This is a genomic window from Pseudomonas sp. GW821-FHT02C04, from assembly GCF_059421845.1.
On the sequence record NZ_JBWKVT010000001.1, the window covers coordinates 891,562 to 918,515 of the forward strand.

Annotated in this window: 25 protein-coding genes and 2 pseudogenes; 9 read left to right on the forward strand and 18 right to left on the reverse strand. The window is 59.6% G+C overall.

Annotated elements, in window-relative coordinates; genetic code table 11:
- The first annotated feature begins 146 nt into the window (after window positions 1-146).
- Window positions 147-614: a hypothetical protein gene (locus AC07VV_RS04160; RefSeq protein ID WP_495035399.1), complete on the forward strand. Its 468-nt coding sequence runs from the start codon at window positions 147-149 to the stop codon at window positions 612-614.
- A gap of 573 nt (window positions 615-1,187) precedes the next feature.
- Window positions 1,188-2,087, forward strand: a complete 900-nt coding sequence (gene lpxO, locus AC07VV_RS04165; protein WP_495035400.1) for a lipid A hydroxylase LpxO — start codon at window positions 1,188-1,190, stop codon at window positions 2,085-2,087.
- 42 nt (window positions 2,088-2,129) lie between these two features.
- On the opposite strand, the gene ku is transcribed toward lpxO, so the two are convergent.
- Window positions 2,130-2,990, reverse strand: coding sequence for a non-homologous end joining protein Ku (gene ku, locus AC07VV_RS04170; protein WP_495035401.1), 861 nt, complete (start codon window positions 2,988-2,990; stop codon window positions 2,130-2,132).
- A gap of 191 nt (window positions 2,991-3,181) precedes the next feature.
- Here ku and AC07VV_RS04175 point away from each other — a divergent pair, with 191 nt between their 5' ends.
- Both AC07VV_RS04175 and AC07VV_RS04180 read left to right on the forward strand, forming a co-directional pair.
- Entirely contained in the window at window positions 3,182-3,505 is a 324-nt protein-coding gene (locus AC07VV_RS04175; RefSeq protein ID WP_495035402.1) for a hypothetical protein, read from the forward strand.
- 50 nt (window positions 3,506-3,555) lie between these two features.
- Window positions 3,556-4,701 (forward strand): annotated as a pseudogene (locus tag AC07VV_RS04180) (PQQ-dependent sugar dehydrogenase).
- A 5-nt stretch (window positions 4,702-4,706) separates the two neighbouring features.
- On the opposite strand, the gene rimI reads toward AC07VV_RS04180, so the two are convergent.
- Window positions 4,707-5,810, reverse strand: coding sequence for a ribosomal protein S18-alanine N-acetyltransferase (gene rimI, locus AC07VV_RS04185; RefSeq protein WP_495035403.1), 1,104 nt, complete (start codon window positions 5,808-5,810; stop codon window positions 4,707-4,709).
- Between the two features lie 92 nt (window positions 5,811-5,902).
- Here rimI and AC07VV_RS04190 point away from each other — a divergent pair, with 92 nt between their 5' ends.
- Together AC07VV_RS04190 and AC07VV_RS04195 are read left to right on the forward strand one after the other, a co-directional pair.
- The gene (locus AC07VV_RS04190; RefSeq protein ID WP_096820340.1) at window positions 5,903-7,477 is read left to right on the forward strand and encodes a RimK family ATP-grasp domain-containing protein; all 1,575 of its coding nucleotides are present in this window, start codon (window positions 5,903-5,905) and stop codon (window positions 7,475-7,477) included.
- Between the two features lie 7 nt (window positions 7,478-7,484).
- Window positions 7,485-8,408, forward strand: coding sequence for a magnesium transporter CorA family protein (locus AC07VV_RS04195; protein ID WP_495035404.1), 924 nt, complete (start codon window positions 7,485-7,487; stop codon window positions 8,406-8,408).
- Here the strand turns inward: AC07VV_RS04195 and AC07VV_RS04200 are convergent.
- Entirely contained in the window at window positions 8,389-8,727 is a 339-nt protein-coding gene (locus AC07VV_RS04200) for a DUF2834 domain-containing protein (protein ID WP_495035405.1), read from the reverse strand. The genes AC07VV_RS04195 and AC07VV_RS04200 overlap by 20 nt on opposite strands.
- Window positions 8,728-8,978: 251 nt before the next feature.
- Between AC07VV_RS04200 and ilvA the strand changes: the two are divergent.
- A pseudogene (gene ilvA, locus AC07VV_RS04205) lies at window positions 8,979-9,968 on the forward strand (threonine ammonia-lyase, biosynthetic); the annotation flags it as partial.
- 30 nt (window positions 9,969-9,998) lie between these two features.
- On the opposite strand, the gene AC07VV_RS04210 reads toward ilvA, so the two are convergent.
- On the reverse strand, window positions 9,999-10,304 hold the full coding sequence (locus tag AC07VV_RS04210) for an NIPSNAP family protein (RefSeq protein WP_495035406.1): 306 nt from the start codon (window positions 10,302-10,304) through the stop codon (window positions 9,999-10,001).
- Between the two features lie 20 nt (window positions 10,305-10,324).
- The gene (eco, locus tag AC07VV_RS04215; RefSeq protein ID WP_493064797.1) at window positions 10,325-10,810 is read right to left on the reverse strand and encodes a serine protease inhibitor ecotin; all 486 of its coding nucleotides are present in this window, start codon (window positions 10,808-10,810) and stop codon (window positions 10,325-10,327) included.
- Window positions 10,811-11,180: 370 nt separating this feature from the next.
- Between eco and AC07VV_RS04220 the strand changes: the two genes are divergently transcribed.
- Entirely contained in the window at window positions 11,181-11,450 is a 270-nt protein-coding gene (locus tag AC07VV_RS04220) for a DUF1652 domain-containing protein (protein ID WP_273538158.1), read from the forward strand.
- On the opposite strand, the gene AC07VV_RS04225 is transcribed toward AC07VV_RS04220, so the two are convergent.
- The 4 genes from AC07VV_RS04225 to AC07VV_RS04240 form a co-directional block, all read right to left on the reverse strand.
- Entirely contained in the window at window positions 11,447-11,845 is a 399-nt protein-coding gene (locus AC07VV_RS04225; protein WP_495035407.1) for a hypothetical protein, read from the reverse strand. The genes AC07VV_RS04220 and AC07VV_RS04225 overlap by 4 nt on opposite strands.
- 90 nt (window positions 11,846-11,935) lie before the next feature.
- Window positions 11,936-12,205 carry a DUF2790 domain-containing protein gene (locus tag AC07VV_RS04230; protein WP_102619816.1) on the reverse strand — a complete coding sequence of 90 codons (270 nt, stop codon included), beginning with the start codon at window positions 12,203-12,205 and terminating at the stop codon, window positions 11,936-11,938.
- A gap of 271 nt (window positions 12,206-12,476) precedes the next feature.
- Window positions 12,477-13,031 (reverse strand): hypothetical protein, encoded by a 555-nt coding sequence (locus AC07VV_RS04235; RefSeq protein WP_495035408.1) that lies wholly within the window; start codon window positions 13,029-13,031, stop codon window positions 12,477-12,479.
- On the reverse strand, window positions 13,031-15,016 hold the full coding sequence (locus AC07VV_RS04240; RefSeq protein ID WP_495035409.1) for a type VI secretion system Vgr family protein: 1,986 nt from the start codon (window positions 15,014-15,016) through the stop codon (window positions 13,031-13,033). Before AC07VV_RS04240 ends, AC07VV_RS04235 begins: the two co-directional genes overlap by 1 nt.
- Before the next feature lie 362 nt (window positions 15,017-15,378).
- On the opposite strand from AC07VV_RS04240, the gene AC07VV_RS04245 reads away from it, so the two are divergent.
- On the forward strand, window positions 15,379-16,680 hold the full coding sequence (locus AC07VV_RS04245) for an OprD family porin (RefSeq protein WP_495035410.1): 1,302 nt from the start codon (window positions 15,379-15,381) through the stop codon (window positions 16,678-16,680).
- A gap of 69 nt (window positions 16,681-16,749) precedes the next feature.
- Here the strand turns inward: AC07VV_RS04245 and AC07VV_RS04250 are convergent, their stop codons facing one another.
- The 9 genes from AC07VV_RS04250 to AC07VV_RS04290 form a co-directional block, all read right to left on the reverse strand.
- The gene (locus AC07VV_RS04250) at window positions 16,750-17,370 is read right to left on the reverse strand and encodes a transglycosylase SLT domain-containing protein (protein WP_495035411.1); all 621 of its coding nucleotides are present in this window, start codon (window positions 17,368-17,370) and stop codon (window positions 16,750-16,752) included.
- Window positions 17,371-17,414: 44 nt separating this feature from the next.
- Entirely contained in the window at window positions 17,415-18,353 is a 939-nt protein-coding gene (locus AC07VV_RS04255; protein WP_495035412.1) for a carbohydrate kinase family protein, read from the reverse strand.
- A 13-nt stretch (window positions 18,354-18,366) separates the two neighbouring features.
- A complete protein-coding gene (gene xylB, locus AC07VV_RS04260; protein WP_495035413.1) occupies window positions 18,367-19,863 on the reverse strand; it encodes a xylulokinase in 1,497 nt (498 codons plus the stop codon).
- 146 nt (window positions 19,864-20,009) lie between these two features.
- Window positions 20,010-21,482 (reverse strand): mannitol dehydrogenase family protein, encoded by a 1,473-nt coding sequence (locus tag AC07VV_RS04265; protein WP_495035414.1) that lies wholly within the window; start codon window positions 21,480-21,482, stop codon window positions 20,010-20,012.
- A gap of 16 nt (window positions 21,483-21,498) precedes the next feature.
- The gene (locus tag AC07VV_RS04270; protein WP_495035415.1) at window positions 21,499-22,602 is read right to left on the reverse strand and encodes an ABC transporter ATP-binding protein; all 1,104 of its coding nucleotides are present in this window, start codon (window positions 22,600-22,602) and stop codon (window positions 21,499-21,501) included.
- A 33-nt stretch (window positions 22,603-22,635) separates the two neighbouring features.
- Window positions 22,636-23,466, reverse strand: coding sequence for a carbohydrate ABC transporter permease (locus tag AC07VV_RS04275; protein WP_096820359.1), 831 nt, complete (start codon window positions 23,464-23,466; stop codon window positions 22,636-22,638).
- An 8-nt stretch (window positions 23,467-23,474) separates the two neighbouring features.
- Window positions 23,475-24,401 carry a carbohydrate ABC transporter permease gene (locus tag AC07VV_RS04280; protein ID WP_495035416.1) on the reverse strand — a complete coding sequence of 309 codons (927 nt, stop codon included), beginning with the start codon at window positions 24,399-24,401 and terminating at the stop codon, window positions 23,475-23,477.
- A gap of 80 nt (window positions 24,402-24,481) precedes the next feature.
- Window positions 24,482-25,792, reverse strand: a complete 1,311-nt coding sequence (locus AC07VV_RS04285) for an ABC transporter substrate-binding protein (protein WP_102619823.1) — start codon at window positions 25,790-25,792, stop codon at window positions 24,482-24,484.
- Between the two features lie 219 nt (window positions 25,793-26,011).
- The gene (locus AC07VV_RS04290; protein ID WP_495035417.1) at window positions 26,012-26,917 is read right to left on the reverse strand and encodes a helix-turn-helix domain-containing protein; all 906 of its coding nucleotides are present in this window, start codon (window positions 26,915-26,917) and stop codon (window positions 26,012-26,014) included.
- Window positions 26,918-26,954 lie beyond the last annotated feature (37 nt).

Consider the following 26,954-nt stretch of genomic DNA (forward strand, 5'->3'; position numbering starts at 1 on the left):
ACCATTTCAAATGGGAAGTGAAAGCAATGCATTCTCACCCACTTTATATGTGAGGTGTTGCTGTCTCCGCTTATCGCTTGTGGTTGAACTGGATGTCATTGAGTGCGTCCTAGAGGGCAGTAAAATCAACCCTTGTGGATGCCATCATGCGTGTTAAAAAGAAAAACCTCGTTGTCGTCATGTCGTGCGTAATGATGTTTGCGGCGGCGCCGTTATTGCCTGCTGAACTGTCCATCGTGGCTTCTGCCTTTGCCAAGGATGGTGGTGGTCATGGCGCTGGCGGCGGTGGCGGTGGCGGTGGCGGTGGCAGTCACGGTAGCGGTGTTGGCCATGGTGGCGACAGTGCCGGGCACTCAGCCAGCGCCTCCAACAATGGCCGCGCCGAAGGCCGGGAGGCGGATCATGTCGGCAGGGCCATTCGGGATCACGGCGTGAGTGGCCAACACACCGGACGTGATCACAACACTGACCGTGGGCACGGAACAGCGACCTCGGGTGTCGCGCACTCTAAAGCCACACGGGGCTTGTCGAAGGCCACGGCGATCTCGGCCACAACGCCAGGCGATCACAACACCAAGGGATTGAGCAAGGCCAGCCATTCAACCTCCAAATAAACGCGGTTCGCTACTCACCAGGCCTTCGTACTTCGTTGAGCGTTTGGCCTGGCGGTACACCCTGATCGCGCGTCTCCCTTTTCAGCACTCTCGTCCAGGCACCCGCGCCATCTACACGTTGTGGCGCGGGTTTTCGCTCGTCTGGTAAAAAAGCAATGAGTCCAGCGCCTGAATGCTCAGAGGCAAACTCTGCAGCGCGTCTTTGATTTCCTCGATATCGTTCCAGGAGATCAAATCCTCAAGTGTCAGTCAGGTACCGCATCTGACCCGCTGTCTCCACTTCCTCTCGTCAAACTCGATCTGCTGCAGCGCTGATGCGAGAGGCACGGCTCACTGGCGTGAAGCCTCCGCGGTCGCCATTTGGCAGATTCAGCGGACAGTTTTTCACAGATGAGGTTCACCTTTGGTTACAAAGTATGGCTAAAATGCCATCCGATCACCCAATAGCCGCTAACGGCATGGGCTCAAGGAAGTGCCACCGGGATAGTATTTGTATTCATGCCACTGCATCAGACCCTGGGCCACCGGCCGGCAGGCGCGCAGTTTGTTCACTTTTGACGTGTGACGATTTCCGTGAAACTCATCATTGCTGCTATTTATGTCATTTCCATTGCATACGTTCACTTGCGCGGTCGTGTGCGCCACAAACTGGGCCGCCAGCTGAGCGATCACTCGACGTTTCTGGCGCCGATCAACTGCTTCCTTTATCTGTTTTCGAAGAATCCGAACAAGCCCTACCTTGATCCGAAGGATTTTCCCGATCTGAGCCCGTTGCAGGCTCACTGGGAGGAAATCCGCGAGGAAGGGCAGAAGTTGCTGCGTGCCGGTGAGATCAAGCGTTCCAACCAGTACGACGATGTCGGTTTCAACTCCTTCTTCAAGACCGGTTGGAAGCGCTTCTACCTGAAATGGTACGGCGACAGCCACCCGTCGGCGTTGCAGCTGTGCCCGCGCACCACTGAGCTGGTGCAGAGCATCGGCTCGATCAAGGCCGCGATGTTCGCTGAACTGCCGCCCGGTTCGAAACTGGTGCGTCACCGCGACCCGTATGCCGGTTCCTATCGCTATCACCTGGGCCTGGAAACGCCGAACGACGCCGGTTGCTACATCAACGTCGATGGCGAGAACTATCACTGGCGCGATGGCGAAGCGGTGATGTTCGACGAGACCTACATTCACTACGCGGAAAACACCACCGACCAGAACCGCATCATTCTGTTCTGCGATGTCGAGCGTCCGATGAAGTATCGCTGGGCGGCTGCGTTCAACGGCTGGTTCAGCCGGACCGTGATGTCGGCCGCCGGTGCGCCGAACGATGCGGGCGACCGCACCGGGGGTATCAACCGCTTGTTTACCAAGATCTACAAGATTCGCCTGCGCGGCAAAGAGCTGAAAAAGCGCAATCGCAAGCTCTACTACCTGGAAAAGTGGGCGATCTTCGGCGGTCTGCTGGCGATCTTCATTCTGATCTGATAAATCGGGCGACTGTTGAGAGACAGTCGCCCGATTTCATTTTCACGATGCTTTTTTGGTTTTTTTCGCCGCTGTCGTCTTGCTCGCGGCTTTCTTCGCCGGTTTGGCCGGTGATTTCCCGCCGAGACTGCGTTTGAGCAGTTCGGTCAAGTCGATAACATCAGCCGACTTGCGCTCTTCTTCGCCGTCAACGGTCTCAACGTTCTGGATCTTGCCTTCATGGGCCTTTTTGTCCACCAGGGCCATGATCTTGTCTTCGAATTCGTCGGTGTAATCTTCGGGCTTCCAGTCGGCGCTCATGTCTTCAACGAGTCGTTTGGCCATGTCCAGCTCGGCTTTCGCCAGTTGCGGTTTGGTCACTTCGCTGCCCAGCGCCAGTTCGTCCAGGCTGCGTACTTCCTGCGGCCAGCGCAGTTTCACCAGCACCAGCGCAGACTCCAGCGGCATCAACGCCGCCAGATATTGGCGTGTGTGTAAGACCACGCGGGCGAGGGCGACCTTGTGTGTCTTGCTCAGGGTTTCGCGCAGTAACGCGTAGACCTTGCCCCCGCGCTTGTCCGGAGCCAGGTAGTAGGGCGTGTCGATGTTTTGCAGTGGGATCTGCTCGCTGTCGACGAAGGCAAAGATGTCGATGGTCTGGGTCGAAACCGGGTGCGCCGAACGGATTTCCTCCTCGCTGAGCACCACATAGCGACCTTTTTCGAACTGCACGCCTTTGACAATGTGCTCCTTGGTGACTTCCTTGCCGGTGATCTTGTTGACCCGTTTATAGCCGACCGGGTCCATGCTGCGGCTGTCCAGCCAGTCGAAATCCACGCCCTGGGATGAGGTTGCCGAGACCAGCGCTACGGGGATGTGCACCAGACCGAAACTGATTGCGCCTTTCCAGATTGCCCGAGCCATGGTGACGTTCTCCGAGTGATGTTCGGGTGACCTGTGGTCCGGCGCAAAAGTTTCCGCTGTCTTCAGGGGAAGGCGGGCGGCGGGTCAAACCGTGTTACACCTTGTTTATCGATGACGGGTTAACAAATCCGAACCCTCGGCGTAGCGTGGACTCGAAGGCTCTATTCCACGTGCATCGAGAGAGGCCGTCCATGAACCGTTTTCTGCTTGGCATCGCATTGCTGGCCCTCAGTGGCGGGGCGGTTCATGCCGATACCCTGTTGCTGGCGCAAAGCCCGACCGGCAACAGCAACAATCCTTACAACAGCCCGATTCACCGGGCCAATCCCAACAGCATGCAGGGTACGCAACCGGCCAATCCGGTACTTCGCGGGCCGAATTTCGCCCCCGTACCTCGACCGCCCACCGTGGAAAACGGTGGCATCGGCAATGGCCAGCCTCTGCGTTCGGTGCCGAGTACACCGCCGAAATTCATTCCCAACCCACCCGCCCGTGACGGCGAGAGCAACCGTTGAATGGCAGAACCGTTTCTGTCAGCCCTTCAATCGAACAAAAGGAAACGTGCATGTTGCGTAAAACCCTTTTAGCCGGCCTGTGTGCCAGCGCAGTGATCTGCGGCCCGGCATTCGCTGCCGCTCCCAAGGAACTGCAAAGCGAACAGGGCACCCTCGAAGTCACCACCATTACGCAGGGTCTTGAGCATCCATGGGCCCTGGCGTTCTTGCCGGACCGTCAGGGCATGCTGGTGACCGAGCGTCCGGGCAACCTGCGCGTAGTGGGGGCTGACGGCAAACTGTCGGCGCCCATTGAGGGCGTTCCGAAGGTCTGGGCCAAGGGGCAGGGCGGGTTGCTGGACGTGGTGTTGTCGCCGGACTTCAAACAGGATCGGATGGTGTATCTGTCGTACGCCGAAGGGGGCGGCGCCGGCGACAAGGCCGGGACGGCGGTCGGGCGTGGACGCCTGTCGGATGACCTGAAAACCCTCAAGGACTTCACTGTTATTTTCCGTCAGGAACCGAAACTGTCGGTCGGCAATCACTTTGGCTCGCGACTGGTGTTTGACCGTGACGGTTATCTGTTCATCACCCTTGGCGAAAACAACGACCGGCCAACCGCGCAGGATCTGGACAAATTGCAGGGTAAAGTCGTGCGGATCTATCCGGACGGCAAGGTGCCGGATGACAACCCGTTTGTCGGTCAGTCCGGTGTGCGCCCGGAGATCTGGTCCTATGGCCATCGCAACCCGCAGGGTGCAGCGCTCAATCCATGGACCGGCACGTTGTGGGAGAACGAACACGGCCCGCGCGGTGGCGACGAAGTGAACATCATCGAGCGCGGGAAAAACTACGGCTGGCCGCTGGCAACCCACGGCATCAACTACTCGATGCAGCCCATTCCGGAAGCCCAGGGGAAGACCGCCGAAGGCACTGTCGCACCGCATCACGTCTAGGAAAAATCACCGGGTGTCACCGGCATGGCGTTCTACGATGCCGATCGCTTCAAACCGTGGCAGCACAACGTGTTCATCGGCGCGCTGGTCAGCCAGGAGCTGATCCGCCTGCAATTCGATGGCGACAAGGTCGTGCATGAAGAGCGTTTGATGGGCGACTTGAAGCAGCGGATTCGCGATGTACGCCAAGGGCCGGATGGTTACCTGTATGTGCTGACGGATGAGTCCGACGGCTCGCTGTACAAGGTCGGACTCAAATGAACGCTTCATGCGGGTGAGCGGGCGTAGAGCACTATGGCCGCCCGCAGCTTGCCTCGCCCGAACCGACACATTTTTTCGAACTCCCCATGGCTGACCGGCACATGCTGGCAGTCCATGGGCTGGCGATGCTGGCTGTGGTCGACATCGGGGTCGTGCAGGTAGACGAAATCTTCGTCGCAATCGGTGACGATCACCCAGTGCGGTGATTTGGAGCGGGTCAGACGATAGCTGCTGATCAACACCAAAGGTTGCCCGCCGGCGCTGAGCAGTCGGGGTAAATCCAGCGTCGTGCCGATGATTTGATCAACGTCGGTGTCGTTCAGTTGTGCCATGAACTCGTCATGTACCAGGCGCATGACGTCTTTTTTATGCGTGTCGCGCACGCCGTCGAGAAACAGCGGCCCGGTCATGCTCAGTTGCAAGCGCACGCGAAACCCTCGGCGCCATGCAGCCAATGCCAGCCCTTGGGGGCTGCAACCGCCATGGCCGGCGGTCATGAACACGGTGGTCGCTTCACGCCAGAGCTGCAATTCCTCGCGGCGCTCCAGCAAGCGATCAGCTTGCAATGCGCCCATGGCCATCAGCAAACAGGCCGGACCACAGGTGAAATCGGTGGTTTGCCGGTAATAGGGCACCTTTAGGCTGCGTGAGTCGTGGTGTTGAAGGATACGTTTTTCCAGGCGCAGGGCATCAGCGTGGTCTTCGTAGTAGTCGTGGATCAGCGCAAAACGTCGATAGCCACTGCGCTCGTACAGCGCGATGGCAGCAGGGTTGTCGGTGCGCACCTCCAGCCGCAGGTAAGCGCAGTCGTGCTCAAGGGCACAGGCCTCGATGCGTTGCAGCAATTGCTTGCCCAGGCCACCGCCCCGGGCTTCGGGGGAAATGGCGATGGAATACAACCGCGCAAGCGACGTGCCGCGATGGAACAGCACCAGCGCATAACCCAGCAACTGACCTTCGCGTTCGGCCACCAGCAACTGGCCGTGGGCTCGGGTAATCATCCACTGAAAGCTGCGGCGGGTGAGCCGATCCGTGGTGAAACAGTGCATTTCCAGTGCCAGCAGCGCCGGTAAATCATCAACTGTCGCCAAGCGAAAAACAGTGTTCATATGACCGCCGTAAAAGTTGCGTAACGAAACGGGACTTTCGAAAAAGTTCGTGCTTAATAGAAAAGGTCTTGTTCTCCAACGGATCAATTTCTATGTCAGCGGTACAGGGTCATTGGCGCGAAGTATCCAAGCAAAGTTTGCCGGCGGCAACTTTTTTAAAACCGCAAATCAGAACTTCCAGTCAAGTGTTGATCATCGTCGAACGCAAGGAGGACTGGGCCTCCTACTTTCCCAGCGAAGACATCCTGACGGCGCAGGAGTACCTCGAACAACCCCCCGACAGCGAGCCGGGAAAACGGGTGCAGGTGATCAACCTGTGCCGCAGCTACAAGTATCTGGGCCACGGTTACTACTGCTCGTTGCTGGCCGAGGCCCGGGGCCACAAGGTGATTCCGTCGGTGCGCACCATCAGCGAACTGACCCGTAAATCTCTCTATGGCCTGGCGCTGGATGACCTGGATAAAACCCTGGAAAAAGCCCTCAGCCATCACCTCTACAGTGATACTGAAGGTTTTACACTGACACTTTACTTCGGCAGAACACACATCGAGCCTTTGCAGGATCTGGCCCGTCAATTGTTTGAAGTATTCCCGTGTCCGATTCTGTTAGTTGAATTCCGCAGAACTAACGGTTGGCACATCGAAGGCATCAAGTCCGGCGCCCTGCACAAGTTGCGCGATGATCAGGAAGATCAGTTCGCCAATGCGCTGGACGGTTTCAGCCGCAAAATCTGGCGCGTCCCGCGTTCGCCGCAAGTGGCACGTTATGACCTGGCGATCCTGCACGATCCGCAGGAAGCCTTGCCGCCGTCCAACGCCCGTGCGCTGGAAAACTTCGTGCGGGTCGGCAAAGGCATGGGCATCGATGTCGAACTGATCGAACGCAAGGACTACGCAAGGCTGGCCGAATACGACGGCTTGCTGATCCGCGAGACCACCAGCGTCGACAACCACACCTACCGCTTCGCCAAGAAGGCAGAAAGCGAAGGGCTGGTGGTGATGGACGACCCGACGTCGATCCTGCGCTGCACCAACAAGGTCTATCTCACTGACCTGCTCAACAGCCACCAACTGGGTATGCCGGCCACGGAAATTCTGTACAAGGAGCGACCCGAAGATTTCGAGCGGGTCGGCGAACGCCTCGGTTTTCCTTTGGTACTGAAGATCCCTGACGGCTGTTTCTCCCGTGGCGTGATCAAGGTCGAGAGCCAGCAGGCATTGCTCGAAGCCACCGCCGAACTGTTCGAGCATTCGGTGCTGTTGCTGGCCCAGGAGTTTTTCTACACCGAGTACGACTGGCGCATTGGCGTGCTCAACCGCAAACCGATCTTTGCCTGCCAGTACTTCATGTCCAAGGGCCATTGGCAGATCTACAACCACAAGGCCAAGGGCCAGGACGTCAACGGCGAATGCCGCACGCTGGCGATCCACGAAGCGCCGCGCGCGGTGGTGGAGCTGGCGGTGAAGACCGCCAACCTGATCGGCGACGGACTGTATGGCGTGGACCTGAAACAGGCCGGCGACAAGGTGGTGGTGATCGAGGTCAACGACAACCCGAACCTCGACGCCGGCATCGAAGACGCGTACTTGCAGGACGACTTGTATTCGCTGGTACTGGAGGAGTTCGTGCGCCGTCTCGAGCTCAAACGCCGCGGTCAGGCCTGGTGACCGGTCGATGATCAACAGCTTTGCACTGAGCCACGGCGCCTTGCAGCGGGTCGAGCGGCTGGACGCCGAGGTGATGCTGTTCAGCAACCCCGACGCTGGCGAGCGCGACGTGCTTCACAGTCACTTCAAACTGGACGAACACGCGCTGGCCTCGGCGCTGGACCCGGACGAGGTGTCGCGGATCGAGTTTCATCCGGATCATCTGTTCCTGATCTGGAAACGCCCCGAGAACTATTCCGGCGGCGGCAGCCTGGCGTTCGAGGTGTCGTCCTGCGGTTTGCTGTTTTCGCCGGGCCAACTGTTGGTGATCGCCACCGATGAGACGCCGTTGCACGGTCTCGGCACACGCCGGCCACTCAATACGCCGCTGGATGTGTTGCTGGACCTGCTGTTCAACAACATCCATCACTACCTCGGGCACCTGAAGGTAATCAAACTGGTCGCCCGGGAGTTGCAGCAGAAATTCAACGCTTCGATGCAAAACCAGCATCTGGTGCAGATGTTCAACCTCAGCGAAAGCCTGATCTATTACATCAACGCGCTGCACAGCAACGGCGCGGTGCTCACGCGGTTGCGCAACCACGCGGAAAAACAGCATTTCGGCAGCGAAGCCATCGGTCTGATCGACGACCTGATCATCGAAAACAACCAGTGCTACAAGCAGGCGGAAATCTACTCGACGGTGTTCTCCGGGCTGATCGACGCCCGGGGCAACCTGATGAACAACAGCATAAACAACCTGCTGCGCAAGCTGACGCTGATCAACGTGGTGTTCCTGCCGCTCAACCTGATTGCGAGCATTGGCGGCATGTCGGAGTTAAGCATGATGACCGCCGGGACACCGTGGTGGGTGTCGTACCCGATATTCCTGGCGGCGATGCTGTTGGGGGCGGGCGGGATGCTGTTCGGGCTCAGGCGTCTGGCGAAATGACGGCGGCCGGGCGTTTGCGATTCTGCAGGCCCCGGACCACCAGGTACAACAACGGCCCGACCGAAACAAACACCGCCGTCAGCAACAGGTACGGCACCACCGACCAGCCCGGTTGCCCACGCTTGCGCGCATCCTTGAACATCCAGATGCCGGCGAGAGTCGCCAGCAGATAAAGATCGATCACCACCTGCGCAGTGTCTGGCCGCGACATCAGGCTGATGCCGAAGTCGATCAGCGATTGCTCGGTTTGCAGCATCACGCCAACGGTGTAGCCGCTGAAGGCAATCAACGCGGCGAGGGGCAGGGCGATGGACATCATGTATTCCTTCCTTGGGCAGATGAGCGAAAGGCCAGCCTACAGACCCACCGCAAAAATCGCCATTGACTTGCCAGCAACGCCCGGGCTAATTTCGAGCCCATGACTTCCACCGTACTGCGCTGCCAGCCAAGCATTATTACCGCCATTCCTCATTTGGCGGGCTAGCTCACGACTGCAGCACCCAACCCGCCCTAGAGGCGGGTTTTCATTTTCTGTCTCCTGGGTTCTGAATCAACAGTCAGGAGACGACCATGCGCCACAGCCCCGCCCAGCAAGCCCTGCTTGAGCAGTATGTGAAAAAGATCCTCGCCGCGCCGGTGTATGAACTGGCGGTGCGCACGCCGCTGCAATCGGCACCAGCGCTGTCCGAAGCGTTGGGTAACCGGATCCTGCTCAAGCGCGAAGACCTGCAACCGACGTTCTCCTTCAAGATCCGTGGTGCTTACAACAAACTGGTGCAACTGAGCGACGAGCAAAAGGCGCGCGGGGTGATCACGGCGTCGGCGGGTAATCACGCTCAAGGCGTAGCGCTGGCCGCACGTGAACTGGGCATTGCTGCGACCATTGTCATGCCGGCAACTACCCCGGAATTGAAAGTGCTGGGCGTCAGCAGTCGCGGCGCCGAGGCATTGCTGCATGGCGAAAGCTTTCCGTTTGCCCTGGCCCACGCGCTGCAACTGGCTGAGCAGACCGGGCGAACGTTCGTCTCGCCGTTCGACGACCCCGATGTGATCGCCGGCCAAGGCACCGTCGCAATGGAAATCCTGCGCGAGCATCAGGGCGCGCTGGATGCAATCTTTGTCCCGGTGGGCGGTGGCGGGTTGATCGCCGGCATCGCGGCATACGTCAAATACTTGCGGCCGGAGGTGCGGATCATAGGCGTAGAGTCGAAGCACTCGGCCTGCCTGAAGGCTGCTTTGCAGGCAGATGAACGGGTGGTGCTGCCGAGCGTGGGCACCTTCGCCGATGGCGTAGCGGTGGCGCAGATCGGCGCCTACGGGTTCGAGGTTTGCCGCTTCTGCGTAGATGAAGTCATCACCGTCAGCAACGACGAACTCTGCGCAGCGATCAAGAATATCTACGACGATACCCGCTCGATCACCGAGCCTTCAGGGGCATTGGCGGTCGCGGGCATCAAACAGTACGTGGCGCAAACCGGCGCACGGAATCAGACGCTGATCGCCATCGATTCCGGCGCCAATATCAACTTCGACAGCTTGCGTCACGTCGCCGAGCGAGCGGCGGCGTGTGGTGTTTCAGCGTGAAAGGACTCAGGGCAACAACGGGCGCAGGAAACTGCGCTCGTAGCTGACGATGAACTTCTTTTCGACCAGATCGGCCACCAGTGCCGTGCTTTCCGGGTCGGTCAGTGCGATGTGGCGATAGCTTTCGTAATCTGCCAGCGACGGAAAACTGAACAGGCAATAGGCGATGTTGCTCGCGCCTTCCGAGGGCAGGAAGTAGCCGTGATGCGTTCCGCCCAGCCGTTCGACGATGCCAAGCCAGGTCTTGGCGTAGGCTTCGAATGCTTCCAGCTGGTACGGGTCAATCACGTATCTGACGTGGCAAGTAATCAATGCCGCTGCTCCTTGGCCAGTTACTCGGGAATGGCGACGCCGACCTTGTCCGAAGCCGACCAGATGCGATAGCGCACTTCGACATCCGTCGGTGCGTAAACCACGATTGGCAGCTTGCTGTTGTAGCGCACCGTGAAGCCGTCACCGATCACCGGTACGAAGGCGCGTTTTTTCTGGGTGCCGGGCGGGCAGGCCATCAGCGTGCTCATCGGGCCGCTGACTTTTTCCAGGCGATAGAACGGATAGCCCCAGCCTTCGAGGTTTTTCTCTTCAAGGGTGCCGCCCAGGCGCTGGCGGTTGCAGTCCACCTCAAGGGTCTTGCCGGCGAGGATTTCGACTTTGAAGTTGTCTTCCTGAGCCTGCTGCGGCAAATGGATGACCTGACGAGTGAAGCCCGCTTCGGCTTTGGGGTAGGGCGCCGTGTCTTCGAGTTTGGCGGCGTGGGTGAGGGTAGACAGGCTGGCGAGCATCAGGCCGGCGGTCGCGTAAACAGTGAAATTTCCCATTGAAGCCTCCTGGCGGGTGTACGTTGGTAGACGGGCATTCTCACTGCCATGGGCAATGAATGCAAACCGCCAGCCGCTTGCAAATTGCAGTGCCCGCACGATCGAATCTTGCATTTTGCAACTGGCTACTTGCCTGCGTTTCTGCCAAGTCATTGATTTGGAAGGAGGTAAAAGCGACCCGATGAAAGGCACGGTTTATGCGTTGATTTGGTGCGGCGCACCGAGTTTGTGCGCCTACACTCCAATGGGCATTTCGCAGTACAGCCGCTTGCCACACCCAGGGATTCAGCGGGGATACACCCGTGGGGAGGCGTGGTAACGGTCATGTGAATACTTGATTGGCAGTCTCACAGTAAGGAGAGGGTTCGCCATGTTTCTGTCTGCCTTGGAACTACGCAATATCATTGAAAGCAGCTTTCTGCCGAAACGCTGCCAGTGCACGTTGTCCCCGGATCTGTCGATGACCGTCAAGGTGTATGGCGATCACCAGACCGATCAGGTTGATTTGCTGGTGAGTGGCATCGATGCCAGTCACTTGAACAGCTGTCGCGAAATCAACGGCCTGATCGCCGGGTTGCGCTCGGATCTGGCGCAACACACGGCAACCCATCATTCATTGCCGCGATCCAGAGTCGTTTAACCGACCGTTTCACCCAGTTCGATCGTCACGCGCCGGGCCTGGACAAAACCGAGGCCCAGCGCGAACTCGACCAGCACCGCGAGCAGAATCCCGGGGCCGGCGTGGCCGTTGAGCCATTCTGAGAATCCCACTACTGCCAAACCAAAACAGCCGACGATAAAGCCGTTGCTCAGCGCATTGCGCGCGATCGACACCGGCGCGTTGCGCACCAGATAAAACATCACCCCCAACGCTGCAAACAGCACCGCCATGCGTCGCGCTACAAAACCTGCTGCTTCTGAATATTCAATGCTCCAGATCGAAAGCAACACCTGCGGCACCAGCCCCCAGGCCAGCGCCAGCAGAAAACACAGACAAAAGGTGAGGGTCGACAACGTGCGAAACGACAACTGCATGGCGAATCCTTGCGGCAGTGAGAGGTGATCCGAGGATAACCTTCGAGACCCTTGCTCGCCTACCGCAAAGCCGCAATTCAGAGCTTTCTGTCAGTTCTGGAAGTCGCAGGCGTCAGACATTTTCCGGTAGGTGATTTCTTCGGGTTTGCCGGTGGTGTCGATGTACTTCATATCGGCATCAATCACCTTGCAAGTCTTTGCGGGCTGCTCGGTCATCGAGACCACTTTGGCCACATTCAAGGGCATGCCATAGGTGTAAGGCACGGCTTTGGTTGTTGCGGTGGTGTCATTGGCCTGGGCCAACCCGGCAAACGCGGTGCAGGCGAGGGCGGTGGTAAGCAGGAACGGACGAATGTTCATGGAGGGACTCCCGTGCGACGGAAAGAAAGCCCGGCGTGAAACACGCCAGGCCTGCCGCACTGGGCGTCAGCATCGGGCTGAGAGCGTGCGGTTCAGTAGAGTCTTTGACCGCGGCGTTAAGCGAGGGTTAACCCGGCTGAATGCCGGCTGTCTGGCGGGGGATTGTTTCGTGGGGGAGTCTCGGCGGATTCCTACAAGGGTGGATGCTTTGTCTGCTTTCGGCGGTTCAAGGGGGAGCAATGGTCCCCTGTTGAACAAAGAATCTCAGCGTCTACGGATAAGGTTTCAGCTCGATTAGCGCTTCACCTTCAACGGTTGCGGGAGCCGGCAACTCATCCGTTTCCAGATAGGCGTCCGCCGGACCATAAATCAGGTACTTGCGGGCGCTTTCATGTCCGACGTTCTCGAATATCACTTGAGGACCTTTCGAGTCGCTCAATATCCAACGAGGGCGGTTCCTTTCGGCAAATTCCACACGGTGTACCCGCCTGTCAGTTGTATCCCGAAAGAACAGGATGCCTTGTTGGTAGTTGGAGCTGAACTCGCCAGTGATCAGAAAGACATTCACGCCTTTGCCGGTGGGCACGCATTGCCAATCAACACGACTGCCGAAAGACGTATCGGCATCTGCATACAAGAATCTGGTTTCTTGCTCCTGACGGATCTTGTAAACGTGAGCGTCGGAGAGGGGGTGGCCCCGCAGCAAGGATAGTCTGCTGTCGGAGCCGGCCAGATCACACTCTGCCACCGTCGTGAACGGCGGCTGAGCGGCAAAGGTGTGAAAGCTTGATGCGATGAGTCCAGCCGCGAAGATTGCGTTGCGCATTAAGCAGACTTCACAACCTGCTTCGGCGACACGACGGTGCCAGGCTTGTCGTTGGCGGCCGGGGCCGGAATGACCGGCGGCAGAATCGCGATTCCGGTACCCGCGCCCGGCGCTCCGCCGGTGTTGGCTTTCACCTCGGCACCGCTGATGGTCACGCCACCGGCATCGACCTTGACGAAGCTGCCGCCAGCCTTGGCCGTCAGCTCCATCCCGCCCTCGATCACAACTTTGTCGCCAGCGTGGTAGTGAATCTCCGTGCCTGCTTCCACGAACTGCCCGGTGCCGACCTTCACATGCTGGGTCACGCCCACCGTCAGGTGATCGTTGGCGCGCATTTCGCTCTTGCGATCCAGATGAGTGATGCGGTGTTCCTCGACCTTGAATTCGCTCAGGGTATTGGCTTCGACGGTGTCGTGCCGTTCGTTGCCAACCCGAATCTTCTGGTCGTGCTCGATGTTTTCGTCCCAGTCGCGCTGGGCGTGGATGTAGATCTGCTCCACGCCTTTCTTGTCTTCGATGCGGAACTCGTTGTAGCCCTTGCCGCCCGGTGAGCTCAGGGTCTTGAAGGTGCTGCGGGTCTTGTTCGCCGGCAGGTCGTAAGGGACGACGTTTTCCTTGTGGTACAGGCAACCGGTCACCAGCGGCTGGTCGGGGTCACCTTCAAGGAAGGTCACCAGCACTTCCATGCCGATGCGCGGGATGGCGATGCCGCCGTAGGCCGCGCCGGCCCAGCCGCTGGCGACGCGCAGCCAGCAGGTGGTCTTGTCGTCGGCCTGGCCGTCGCGGTCCCAGTGGAATTGCACCTTCACCCGGCCGTACTGATCGCAGTGGATTTCTTCGCCGCCCGGGCCGGTGACGATAGCGGTCTGGCTGCCGAGGACCTTCGGTTTCGGGTGTTCGAGGGCAGGGCGGTAGTGTGCGTCCCACGGGGTGGCGACGAAGCTGTTGCGGTAGCCCTGGTGGAAATCGCTCTTGTTGTCGGTGACGTCGCTGGTGACGTTTTCGCCCAGCACTTGCGGTTGCTTGCCTTCGTGGAAGATTTCCAGCAGCAGCCACATGTCGTTCCACTCGGCGCGCGGGTGTTCGGCCAGGGACATGAAATGGCCGGTCGTCAGTGTCGGCTCGTCACCCTTGCCTTCGGCGAGTTTGTAGTCGCTGCGATGGCGCTCCAGCGCTCGGGTCGAGAGGAACTTGCCGCGCTCACGGGTGGTGAAACGGCCGGGATAGTCGTAGTCCTCAAGGTCCGGCATGAACGCGGATTTGGCCGCGCCTTCAGGCAGGATCTTCGGTTTCTCGAAATCGTAATCGCGACGGCTGACACGGCTGGTGCGGGTTTCCAGGCGCAGGTTGAAACGTTTGATCACCGGTTTGTCGGCGGTCATGCCGGAGTCTTGCTGATAGTTGACCGGTTTCAGCTTGCGGAAAACGGTCTGGTCATCGCCGAACACCAGTTTGTGGCCGCTGCTGCTGTGCTGGAAGTGGAAGTGGATGCCTTCCTCTTCGCACAGGCGCTGGATGAAATGCAGGTCGGACTCGTCGTACTGCACGCAATAGTCACGTTCCGGGTACTCGGCGCTGAGCTGGAAGCTGTAGGCGTCGGCCAGAATGCCGCGATCTTCCAGGACCTGAGCGATGATCTTCGGCACCGTCAGTTGCTGGAAAATCTGCTGGTCATGGTTGTGCCGCAGGTAGGCCAGTTGCGGCACCAGACTGATGCTGTAACGGGTCAGGGTCTTGCCGGAGTCACCTTGCTCGATGCGATACACCAGGCCATGAATCTTGCCCTCGCCGGTGGCACCGAACGTCAGGCAGCCGGGCTTGTGCAGGAGTTCTTCGAGCTTGAGGTCGGGACGGGCGCTGACCAGTTCGAGGTCGAAACGGAACGGTTCGTTGAGGGCTTCGCGACCGGTGAAGCTGAGGACTTGCAGATCGGCGGAAGCGCCCTCGAGCGTGAGGGTAATGTGGGTAGCGTTGGCGTCCAGCATGCCTTGATTTCCGTCCTTTGGATTAGCGTGGGCGGATGGTGCAGGATTAAACGGCCTCGTTCAAGGCGCAAATGCCGTAGAAGCACCGACCCGAAGGCATAGGGAAAACCCTTAGACCGGTTGTTTCGCCTTGTGAGACCGGTACTTGCGGGCGACTGATCCAGCGCAATCGCCAACGACGGCCTTCAAGAACAATCAGTCAGTTTCAGACTAAAGTCGCCTGTAGCACGTCAAAGCCATCTGCCAACATGGGCGCTCACCCCCGCGTGTTCACTTCCTTCCGGTTCTTCACTGTTCCGGGACGGGAGCTATTTCTGGTTTGTTTGCGCCCCCGCGCAATCGTTGTTCTGTTGGAGTTTTCAATGCGTCCCCCATTTCCCCTCATCACCCCGCGCCAGTCGCTTGGCTTCGGAGCCTTTGTGCTGTGCGCCGGTTTTACCGCGCAGGTTCAGGCCAGCGGTTTTTTCGAAGACACCACGGCGAAGATCGAATCGCGCACGGTGTACTTCAACCGTGATTTCCGTGATGGGCACACCTCCAATGATCAGGGCGCGTCCAAGCGCGAAGAGTCGGCGCAGGGCTTCATTCTCAATCTGCAATCGGGTTACACCGAAGGCACCGTGGGTTTCGGCATTGATGCGCTGGGCATGGCGGGCTTCCAGCTCGATTCCAGCCCTGATCGCAGCAACAGCGGACTGCTGCCATCCAGTGGCGACAACCCGCGCGGATCGAAAGGTCAGTACGCGAAGATGGGCCTGACCGCCAAGGTGAAAGTCTCGGACACGGTGCTGAAATACGGCACGCTGCTGCCGGATCTGCCGCTGCTCAAGTACAACGACGGCCGTCTGCTGCCGACCATGTTCAACGGCGCGATGCTGACTTCAAAGGAAGTGAAGGACCTGACTTTCATGGCCGCGCGCCTGGACAAGTACACCGCCCGGGATTCGACCGACTCCCAGGACATTCGCGTGCACTGCAAGAACAAGCGCTACGCCTGCAACGTCACCGCCGATCATTTCGACATGTACGGCTTCGACTACAAGATCAACGATCGCCTGACCGCGCAGTATCACTACGCTGAGCTGGAAGACATCTATCGTCAGCACTTCGTCGGTCTGCTGGGCAATCAGCCGCTGGGTGACGGCGTGTTGAAAGCCGATCTGCGACTACTGAAAAGCGCCGACAGCGGCGATGCGAAAGCCGGTTCCATCGACAACCGTGCCTTGAGCGGCATGCTGTCCTACGGCATCAGCGGTCACACCTTCAGCGCCGGCTGGCAGCGCATGAACGGCGACAATTCGATGCCGTATCTGGATGGCAGCAACCCGTACCTGGTGAACTACGTGCAGGTCAACGACTTCGCCGCCGCACAGGAACGTTCCTGGCAGCTGCGTTATGACTATGACTTCAAGGCGATCGGCATCAACGGCTTGAGCTTCCTGACCCGTTACGTGAACGGCGATCACATCAAGGTGCCGGGCAGCGATCAGGAAGGCAAAGAGTGGGAACGCGACAGCGAGCTGAAGTATGTGATCCAGAGCGGCACGTTCAAGGACGTCAGCCTGCGTTTGCGTAATGCGACGTATCGCACCAACTACGAGAAGTTCGCCCGTGACGTGGATGAGACCCGGTTGATCGTGAGTTACAACTTCTCGGTGTTGTAAATCCGTTCAGTTCAATGGCCGAAAAAAACCATCGCGAGTTCGCTCGCGATGGTTTTTTTTGACCTGCGATCAGAGCCAGTGCCAGAACCGGCTCCAGAACCCGCGATTCAGATCATCCTTGCACGCCGCATATTGCTGGCCGTACATGTCCGAACGGTTCTGCACCTTGCGCGCCACCGGCGGCAGCCACGCCTTGCTGGCATAAGTCTTCTGGCGAAACCCGCCCCAGCCTTCGTGGTAGTTGAGGTACTGGTTGTAGGCGTCGTACTTGTACACGCCGTTGACCGAGGCGGTCTTGTCCATGTACCAGCCGACAAAGTCGATGGCGTCGTCGAAGTCTTCGCGGTCGGCGCCGTGTCGGCCGGTGCTTTTCTGGTAGTCGGACCAGACTTCATCCTTGGCCTGCGCATAACCTGATGCCGTCGTGACGCGGCCCCACGGGATCACCCACAACAGGTATTTGCGCGGGGTCTTGGCGTCGTAGCGGTAGCCGGACTCCTGATACATGATCGCGAACGGCACCTGGATCGGTACGCCCCAGCGCTTTTGCGTGACTTGCGCGGCGTCGTACCAATCACTTTTCTCGCGGAAAATATCGCAGAGGTTTTCCGGTGAACGCGGCGGCGATGTTCCGCAGCCGCTCAACAGTGTCGCCAGTACCAACAGTCCAGCCGTGCGCCCCGAATTCAAAAGCCGTCATCCCGTCGTGCAAAAAAGGGCGCCAGTCTACGCGGTCAGGTCAACTGATGGCGATAAGGCAAATCCGGACCTGTCTTGCTGCACGTCAGGGCGGCCGCCTGTACGGCAAACCTGAGCATGGCGTCGATCTGATCGCGTTGCAGATGCTGCACACCCTCCACCGAATCCAGCTCATGCTCGGTCAGCCAGGTGATCAACGCAGCCTGGAAGGTATCGCCCGCGCCGACGGTATCGGCGATCTGCACCGAACTCGCCGGCACCGACCATGAACCGTGAGCACGGCTGAACACGGTCGCGCCTTCACCGCCACGGGTCAGGAACACCACCTGACAGCGATGCTGCAGCCAGCCTTCGATGACGTGCTGCGGATCCTGCTCGGGGTACAGCAGGCTCAAGTCTTCGTCGCTGACCTTGATCAGATCCGCCAGTTGCACCAGCGTGGCGATCCGCTCGCGCCACAGCTCGATGTTCGGCTCGGGATTGAGGCGCACGTTCGGGTCGAGGCTGATCAGGCGTTTGGCGCTTTCACGCTGTATCAGCGCGAGCAATGTGTCGGCCACCGGTTGCACCACCAGCGAAAACGAACCGAAGTGCAGACCACGCACTTCCGGGCCCAGCGTTGGCAGATGCGCCAAGCTTAACTGGCGGTCAGCGCAACCTTCGCCACGGAAGCTGTAGTGTGGCGAGCCATTGGCGCCCACCGCGACCATCGCCAGCGTGGTCGGCGCCGCGAAGTCCACCAGATAATCCGGGCGGACGCCTTCGTCCTGCAGCACCTGCTGCAAGCGTCGGCCGAGGTAGTCGGTGGACAACCCGGCGAACAGCGCCGAGTCCACGCCCAGTCGGCGCAAACCCACGGCCACGTTGAACGGCGAGCCACCGGCAATCGCCTTGAAATTGACTTTCGATGCCTGCCCGCCGGCATCGTCTTCGCTGAAGAAATCGAACAGCGCTTCGCCACACACCAGGTACATAGTTGTTTGCTCTTTATAAGGTTGCGACATGCAGTCGATAGCGTTCATAGGCCTGCTGGAAGGCCGCGACATTCGCGGCAACCGGCAGGGTTTCACTGTTCAGGTCGAGCTTCACGCAGCGTTCGCACAGGTCGGCCAGAGTGTCTTCGTGGCCGTTCGACCACGACTTGCACCACGCCGCCTGAATCGCCGCGCCCAGGGCGGCAGCTTCGCTTTGCTCGGTGCAGATCACCGGGGTGTTCATGATGTCGGCGACAATCTGCCGCCACACCGCACTTTTCGAACCGCCGCCGATCAGGCAAATGCTGCGGCTTTGTAAACCATTCTGGCGCAGCAGATCCAGTCCGAATCGCAAGCCGAAGGTAGTGCCTTCGACAGCTGCGCGGCAAAGATTGGCTTGCGTCAGGTTATCGATCGTCAGGCCGTGCAGGCTGCCAGTGGCGTGGGGCAGGGGAGGCACGCGCTCGCCGTTGAGGAATGGCAGCATGCTCACGCCTTCAGCGCCGATCGGCGCCTGGGCCACCAAGGCGTTGAAAGCGTCGAGGTCGAGGTCGAACAACTCGCGGATCGCGCCCGTGGCGTTGGTCAGGTTCATGGTGCAGATCAACGGCAGCCAGCCGCCGCTGGAAGAGCAGAAGGTCGCGACCGAAGCATCCGGGCTGACCTTGGGCGCTTCAGCGTAGGCGTACACCGTACCGGAGGAGCCGAGACTCATGGTGATCGCACCCGGCTGAATATTGCCGGTGCCGATGGCGCCCATCATGTTGTCGCCGCCACCGCTGGACACCCGCGCATTGGGGTTGATGCCCAAATGTTCGGCGATCGCCGGCAGGATCGTGCCCACCACTTGATGAGCATCGATCAGTTCCGGCAGCGCCGCTTGCAGGCGGCCGCTGGCGTCGATGTCGCGCAGCAACTGCAAATCCCATTGGCGGGTGCGCACGTTGAAATAACCGGTGCCGGATGCGTCGCCGTATTCGCTGCAACTACGGCCGGTGAGCCAGAAATTCAGGTAGTCGTGGGGCAGCAGAATTTTCGCGATCCGAGAGAAAACGGCGGGATGTTGTTCCTTGGTCCACAGCAGCTTGGACACGGTGTAACCCGGAGCGATGACCACGCCGAGGCGTTCCAGCGAGCCTTTTTCGCCGCCCAGGTAAGTCAACAGCCGATCGTTTTCTGCCGTGGTTTCGGTGTCGCACCAGAGCTTGGCCGGGCGCAGGACCTGGCCTTGGTCATCGAGCAGCACCAGACCGTGTTGCTGGCCGGAAACACCGATGCCGAGGATCGCCTGACCGTCGACATTTGCCGCTAATAAGGCGCGGCGGGTGGCGAGGGGGAAGGCTTCCAGCCATTGGTGCGTGTCTTGCTCGCGACGGCCGTTGGCACCGCTGATCATCGTGTGGGCGGCGGCACCCTGGCCCAACACCTGACCGCTGGTGGCGTCGAGGATGATGGCTTTGGTGCCTTGGGTGCCGCAGTCGATGCCGAGGAAGAGTTGTTGGGTTGTCATGTGCGCTCCACAAAGATCGACAGATCGTTCCCACGCTCTGCGTGGGAATGCCTCAATGGACGCTCTGCGTCCGCTGTTGAGTGGGACGCGGAGCGTCCCGGGCTGCATTCCCACGCGGACGGTTCGACGCCTCGACGTGGGAACGATCAGGTCAACAGGTGTTCCAGCGTCCGTGTCACGCCTTCTTCGCGCAAACTGTTCAGGCACCACTCAAACGCCGTCACGAACTCCTTCGAACGCGGTATCGCCACCCCGAAAATCTCCTCAACCCCCAGCAACCGCTCAGTGATCAAGGCATCCTCCGCCACCAACGCCTGACAAAACGCCGCCCGAGGATCCGGAATCGAATAAGTGTCGCCATTCTCATCCACGCCTTTCAGATACAACGCCCAAGCTGCAACGACCAACGCCGCCCGCTTGGTCTCGCGCCCATCGGCAATCAACCGATTGATCGTCGGAATGGTGAACTTGGGAAACTTCGACGAACCATCGGAGCAAACCCGCTCCAGTTGATCGGCAATCGCCTGATTGGAAAACCGCGCCACCAGCGTGTTCTTGTACTCGGTCAGGTCGATCCCCGGCACCGGCGCCAGTTGCGGGGTCACGTCCAGGTCCATGTAGGCGCGCATGTAGCGCACGAACAGTGGGTCGTTCATTGTGTCGTGGACGAAGCGGTAACCCTTTAGAAAGCCCAGATAAGTCAGGGCCAGATGGCTGCCGTTGAGCAGTTTGATCTTCATCTCTTCGTAGGGCGAAACATCGTCGGTGAACTGCACGCCGACCTTTTCCCAGGCCGGGCGGCCGTTGACGAACTTGTCTTCCAGCACCCATTGCACAAACGGTTCGCACACCACTGGCCAGGCGTCGTCGACGGCGTGTTTGTCCGCCAGTTGCAGGCGATGCGCGGTGCTGGTCATCGGGGTGATGCGGTCGACCATGGCGTTGGGAAAGCTGACGTTGGCGTCGATCCAGTCGCGCAGGTCCGGATCAAGCAGCGCGGTGAAGGCCAGCAGTGCCTTGCGGGTGACGGCGCCGTTGTGTGGCAGGTTATCGCAGGACATCACGGTAAACGCCGGAATGCCCGCCGCACGTCGCCTGGCCAGCGCCGCGCAGAGGAAACCGAACACGGTTTGCGGCTGTTGCGGGTAAGTCAGGTCGTGCTGAATCTGTGGCAGGTGTGTCATGAACTCGCCGTTGCTGTCATCGATGCAATAGCCACCCTCGGTGATGGTCAGCGAGACGATGCGGATCTGCGGGTCGGTCAGTTTGTCGATCAGCACCTGGGCACTGTCGCTGGCCAGCAGCATGTCGCGGATCGAACCGATGACGCGGACTTCGGTGTCGTCGCTGTCGCCCAGTTCGAACAGGGTGAACAGGTAGTCCTGTTCCTTGAGGTCGTCACGGGCGCGGCGGTCTTCGGCGCGCAGTCCTACGCCGCAAATGGCCCAGTCCAGCGCTTCGCCGGTGTTCATCAGCGCATCGGTGTAATACGCCTGATGTGCGCGATGGAAGCCGCCGACGCCAATGTGGGCGATGCCCTGGCGTGCGTCACTGAGGCTGTAGGCCGGCAGCTGCACTTCGGCGGCGAGGCGATTGAGGTTCTGTTGATTCAGTTTCATCGGGTCAGTCTCGAAATCAGGCGGCGGCGCGCAACGGGCGGGTCAACGCCACGCCGTCGGCATCGAACAGATGGCAGTGGGACGCGTCCAGGTGCAGGTTCAGTTGTTCGCCGTAACGGCTCGCCAGATCACCGCGAACGCGCATGGTCAGGGCTTCGCCGGCGTTGGTCTTGACGTGGCAGAAGGTGTCGCTGCCCAGGCGTTCGCTGACGTCGGCGGTGACTTGCAAGGTGCAGTCGCCCGGTTGTGCCAGTTCCAGATGTTCCGGGCGAATGCCCAGAGTCACAGCGCTGCCGACGCTCAGGTTTGCCGCGTTGAACGGCAGGGTGATGCGCGTGCCGGCGTCCAGCGAGACTTCGCAGCTCTGGCTGTCGACCCGGGCGATCTTGCCCTTGAGGAAACCCATTTTCGGCGTACCGAGGAACCCGGCGACGAACAGGTTGGCGGGGTTGTGATACAGGTCCAGCGGCGAGCCGACCTGTTCGATCTTGCCGCCATTGAGTACCACGACTTTGTCGGCCATGGTCATGGCTTCGACCTGATCGTGGGTCACGTAGATCATCGTCGCCTTGAGGTCCTTGTGCAGACGCAGCAGTTCCAGGCGCATCTGCACCCGCAGCGCGGCGTCGAGGTTGGACAGCGGTTCGTCGAACAGGAAGATTTTCGGGTTGCGCACGATCGCCCGGCCGATGGCCACGCGCTGACGCTGGCCGCCGGACAGTTGCTTCGGCTTGCGTTCCAGCATCGGCCCCAGTTCGAGGATGCGCGCCGCTTCGCCGACTTTTTTCTCGACCTCAGCCTTCGGCACACCGGCCAGATCGAGGGCGAACGACATGTTCTTCTTCACGGTCATGTGCGGATACAGCGCGTAGGTCTGGAATACCATCGCCAGATCACGCTTGGCCGGGCTGACTTCGGTGATGTCGCGCCCGTCCAGTTCGATGGTGCCGCCGCTTACTTCTTCCAGGCCCGCGATCAGTCGCAGCAGGGTGGATTTGCCGCAGCCCGACGGGCCGACGAATACCACGAATTCCTTGTCGTTCACTTCAAGGTCGATGCCCTTGATGATGGAAAAACCTTCGAAGCCTTTTTGCAGATTCTTGATTTTCAGGTTGGCCATGATGGCGCTCCTTTTATATTTGTTCTTTAAGGGCTATTTCACGGCGCCGAACGACAGGCCGCGCACCAGTTGTTTCTGGCTGATCCAGCCGAAGATCAGGATCGGCGCGCAGGCAAGCGTCGAGACGGCCGACAACTTGGCCCAGAACAATCCTTCGGGGCTTGAGTAGGAGGCGATCAGCGCGGTCAGTGGCGCGGCTTTGGACGAGGTCAGGTTCAGCGACCAGAACGCTTCGTTCCAGCACAGGATCAGCGACAGCAGCACCGTCGAGGCCAGCCCGCCCTTGGCGATTGGCAGCAGCACCCGGAGCATTTCCTGCATCAGCGTGGCGCCGTCGAGGCGGGCGGCTTCGAGGATGTCCTTGGGGATGTCCTTGAAGTAGGTGTAAATCATCCAGACCACGATCGGCAGGTTGATCAGCGTGTAGATCACGATCAGCGCAATACGCGTATCGAGCAGGCCGAAACTCTTGGCCAGCAGGTAGATCGGCATCAGCACACCTACCGGCGGCAGCATCTTGGTGGAGAGCATCCACAACAGCGTGCCCTTGGTGCGTTGGGTTTCGTAGAACGCCATCGAATAGGCCGCCGGCACCGCGATCAGCAGGCAAAGAGCCGTGGCGCTGAAGGAAATCACCACCGAGTTCCAGGCAAAGCTGAAGTAATCACTGCGCTCGTTGATGTGCAGGTAGTTCTCCAGCGTCGGCGTGAAGATGAACTGCGGCGGCGTGGCGAAGGCGTCGATTTCGGTCTTGAAACTGGTCAGCACCATCCAGAAGATCGGGAAGAAAATGATGATCGCGATGGCCCAGGCCAGCGTGCCGAGCAGCAGGCTTTGCAGCCGGCGGGATTGTTGAAGAGTCATGGCAGGCCTCAGGCTTTGTCAGTCAGGTTTTTGCCGATCATCCGCACCAGAATGATCGCGGCGATGTTGGCGATGACCACGGCGATCAGGCCGCCGGCCGAAGCCATGCCGACGTCGAACTGCACCAGCGCCTGGTTGTAGATCAGGTAGGCGAGGTTGGTCGACGCGTAGCCGGGGCCGCCATTGGTGGTGGTGAAGATTTCGGCGAACACCGACAGCAGGAAGATGGTTTCAATCATTACCACCACGGCAATCGGCCGCGCCAGATGCGGCAGGGTCAGGTGCCAGAAGATCTCGACGGGGCCGGCGCCGTCGAGGCGGGCGGCTTCTTTCTGTTCCTGGTCGAGGGACTGCATGGCGGTCATCAGGATCAGGATCGCGAAGGGCAGCCATTGCCACGACACAATGATGATGATCGACAGCAACGGGTAGTGCGCCAGCCAGTCCACCGGTTGCGCGCCGAACAGCTTCCAGAGGTAGGCGAGGATCCCGGAGACCGGGTGGAAGATCAGGTTCTTCCAGATCAGCGCACCGACCGTGGGCATGATGAAGAACGGTGAAATCAGCATCACCCGCACGATGCCGCGGCCGAAGAACTCGCTGGCTTCCAGTAGCGCACTGATCAATACGCCGAACACCACGCTGATCAGCAGCACACTGCCCACCAGCAGCAAGGTGTTGGTGGCGCCGGGCAGGAACCCGGAGTCGGTCAGAAAGTAGGTGAAGTTATCCAGCCCGACGAATTCATTGATGCCCGGGTCGAGCAGGTTGTAGCGGATCATCGAGAAATAGACGGTCATGCCCAGCGGCACGATCATCCACAGCAGCAACAGGGCCACCGAAGGGCTGACCAGAAACCAGCCGGGATTGGCCACGCGGTTTTTGCGCTGGGGTTGCGACAGGTCGATGTGGGCTTTGGCAGTTGAAGTATTCATGGCGATCACATACTCGAGATACAGCGAGTTCTTTGAGGGGAGGGAGCAAGCTCCCTTCCTTCATTTGAAGAGGGCAGTGGTTACTTGGGGTAACCCGCGCGCTTCATCTCGCGTTCGGTGGTTTGCTGTGCAGCGGTCAGCGCCTGGTCGACCGTGGTCTGGCCGATCAGTGCCGCCGAGAACAGCTTGCCGACCTGGGTGCCCACGCCCTGGAATTCAGGAATGGTCACCAGCTGGATGCCGATATAAGGCACCGGTTTGAGGGTTGGTTTGCTCGGGTCGGCCGCTTTCAGCGATTCCAGCGTGACCTTGGCAAACGGTGCGGCGCTCATGTACGCGTCGCTGTAGGTCGAGGCACGAGTGCCCGGTGGTACGTTGGCGATACCGTCGGTCTTGGCGACCAGTTCGCCGTACTCTTTTGAGGTGGCCCAGGCGCTGAACTCCTTGGCGGCGTCCTTGGCTTTGGAGCTGGTCGGAATCGCCAGCGCCCACGAGTACAACCACGCGGAGCCTTTATCGGTGACCTGATGCGGCGCAAAGGTGAAGCCGACATGATCGGCGACTTTGCTCTGGGTCTTGTCGGTGACGAACGAGCCGGCGACGCTGGCATCGACCCAGATAGCGCACTTGCCGCTGTTGAACAGGGCGAGGTTTTCGTTGAAACCGTTGCTGGAGGCGCCTGGTGGGCCGGACTTTTTCATGGTGTCGACGTAGAAGTTCAGCGCGTTTTTCCACTCCGGGCCGCTGAATTCGGGTTTCCACTGCTCATCGAACCAGCGCGCGCCGTAGGCATTGGCCACGGTGGTGATCAGCGCCATGTTCTCGCCCCAGCCGGCCTTGCCGCGCAGGCAGATGCCGTACTGCTCCTTGTCCTTGTTGGTTAGTTTTTCGGCGAAACCGGCGATCTGCTCCCAGGTCGGACGCTCCGGCATGGTCAGGCCGGCGTCCTTGAACAGGTCGGTGCGGTAATAGGTGATGGAGCTTTCGGCGTAGAACGGCAGGGCGTACAGCGAACCCTTGACCGACAGGCCTTCACGCACCGACGGGAACACATCGTCGAGGGCGTAGCTGGCCGGCAGATCCTTCATCGGTTCCAGCCAACCTTTTGCACCCCAGAGTGCGGCTTCGTACATGCCGATGGTCAACACGTCGAACTGGCCACCCTGGGTGGCAATGTCGGTGGTCAGGCGCTGACGCAGGACGTTTTCTTCCAGCACGACCCAGTTCAACTTGATGTCCGGGTGCTCGGTCTCGAAGGTTTTCGAGAGCTTTTGCATGCGGATCATGTCGCTGTTGTTGACGGTGGCGATGGTCAGGGTCTGGGCGCCAAGACTGACGCTGCTGAGGGTCATGCAGGTGAGGGCAAGCAGAGCTTTTGCAGTGGGTTGCATCGTGCACTCCTTTTCTGCACCCGGAGGGGGACAGAAGGACAGTTATTGTTTTTGTGTCTTCCGGCTGCAGGAAGAATGTGCACTGATTACAGCCTTCAATCGCAGGGCTGACAAATCATCCCTAGCACTTGTATCGATACTTTTTTGCACTCGTGATTGGAGCGATTACCGTAGGTAAGGGGTTTTCAGCAGGGTAGCGTTGATGAAACCGTACAGGTTTCAGCCGTGGTTTTGCTCGGTCAGGCGCTGCACCACCAGCCGCCGATAATGCGAGGGCGTCATGCCTTTGAGCTGCTGAAAGCGCCGATTGAAATTGGAGATATTGTTGAAGCCCGACTCGAAACACACCTCGGTCACCGGTTTGTCACCGTCCGCCAGCAATTCGCAGGATTTGCTGATACGCAGGCGATTGACGAACTCGATGAAATTGCGCCCCGTGGCCTGCTTGAACACGCGACTGAAATAGGTCGGTTTCATGCCCAGATGCTCGGCGACTTCCTCCAGCGGCAGTTCACGGGCGTAGTGGGCGAAGATGTAATCCACCGCACGGTTGGTGCGGTCGATGTTGTGTTCGTCGGCCAGTTGCGGCGTGGTTGCGCCGGACAGCAGTTGGTAATCGTCGGAGGCCGCCAGCAATTCCATCAGGATGAAAAAGTGCCCGAGGCGGGTGATGCCGCTTGAATCGGCGATGCGCTGCATCAGGGTCATGGCCTGGCGAATCGTCTGCGGTGAGCGGAATTCGATGCCGTACTGCGCACGCTCCAGCAGCGGCGCCAGGATCTTGAGTTCGGCGAACACCTGATGGCCGCTTTCAAACAGTTCATCGGTGAAGTTGACCAGCATGTCACGCTTCTCGACCACTTCGTCTTCGGCCACCTGGCTGATCCAGTTGTGCGGCAGGTTGGGGCCGGTCAGGAACAGCGTCTGCGGGTAGAAGTTGCCGATGTAGTCGCCGATGAATACCTTGCCCGAACTGGCGACGATCAGGTGCAGTTCGTATTCCTTGTGAAAATGCCAGCGCACCAGCGGGCAGGGGAAACCGTGCTGGCGATAGATGATGGACAACCCGTTGTGGTCATCCATCAATTCATAAGAGGGGTCGGTGACGCGGGCGGTTCGGGTCATGGTCGGGCGCTTTTTTTGTTATCGCCTGGCGATCATG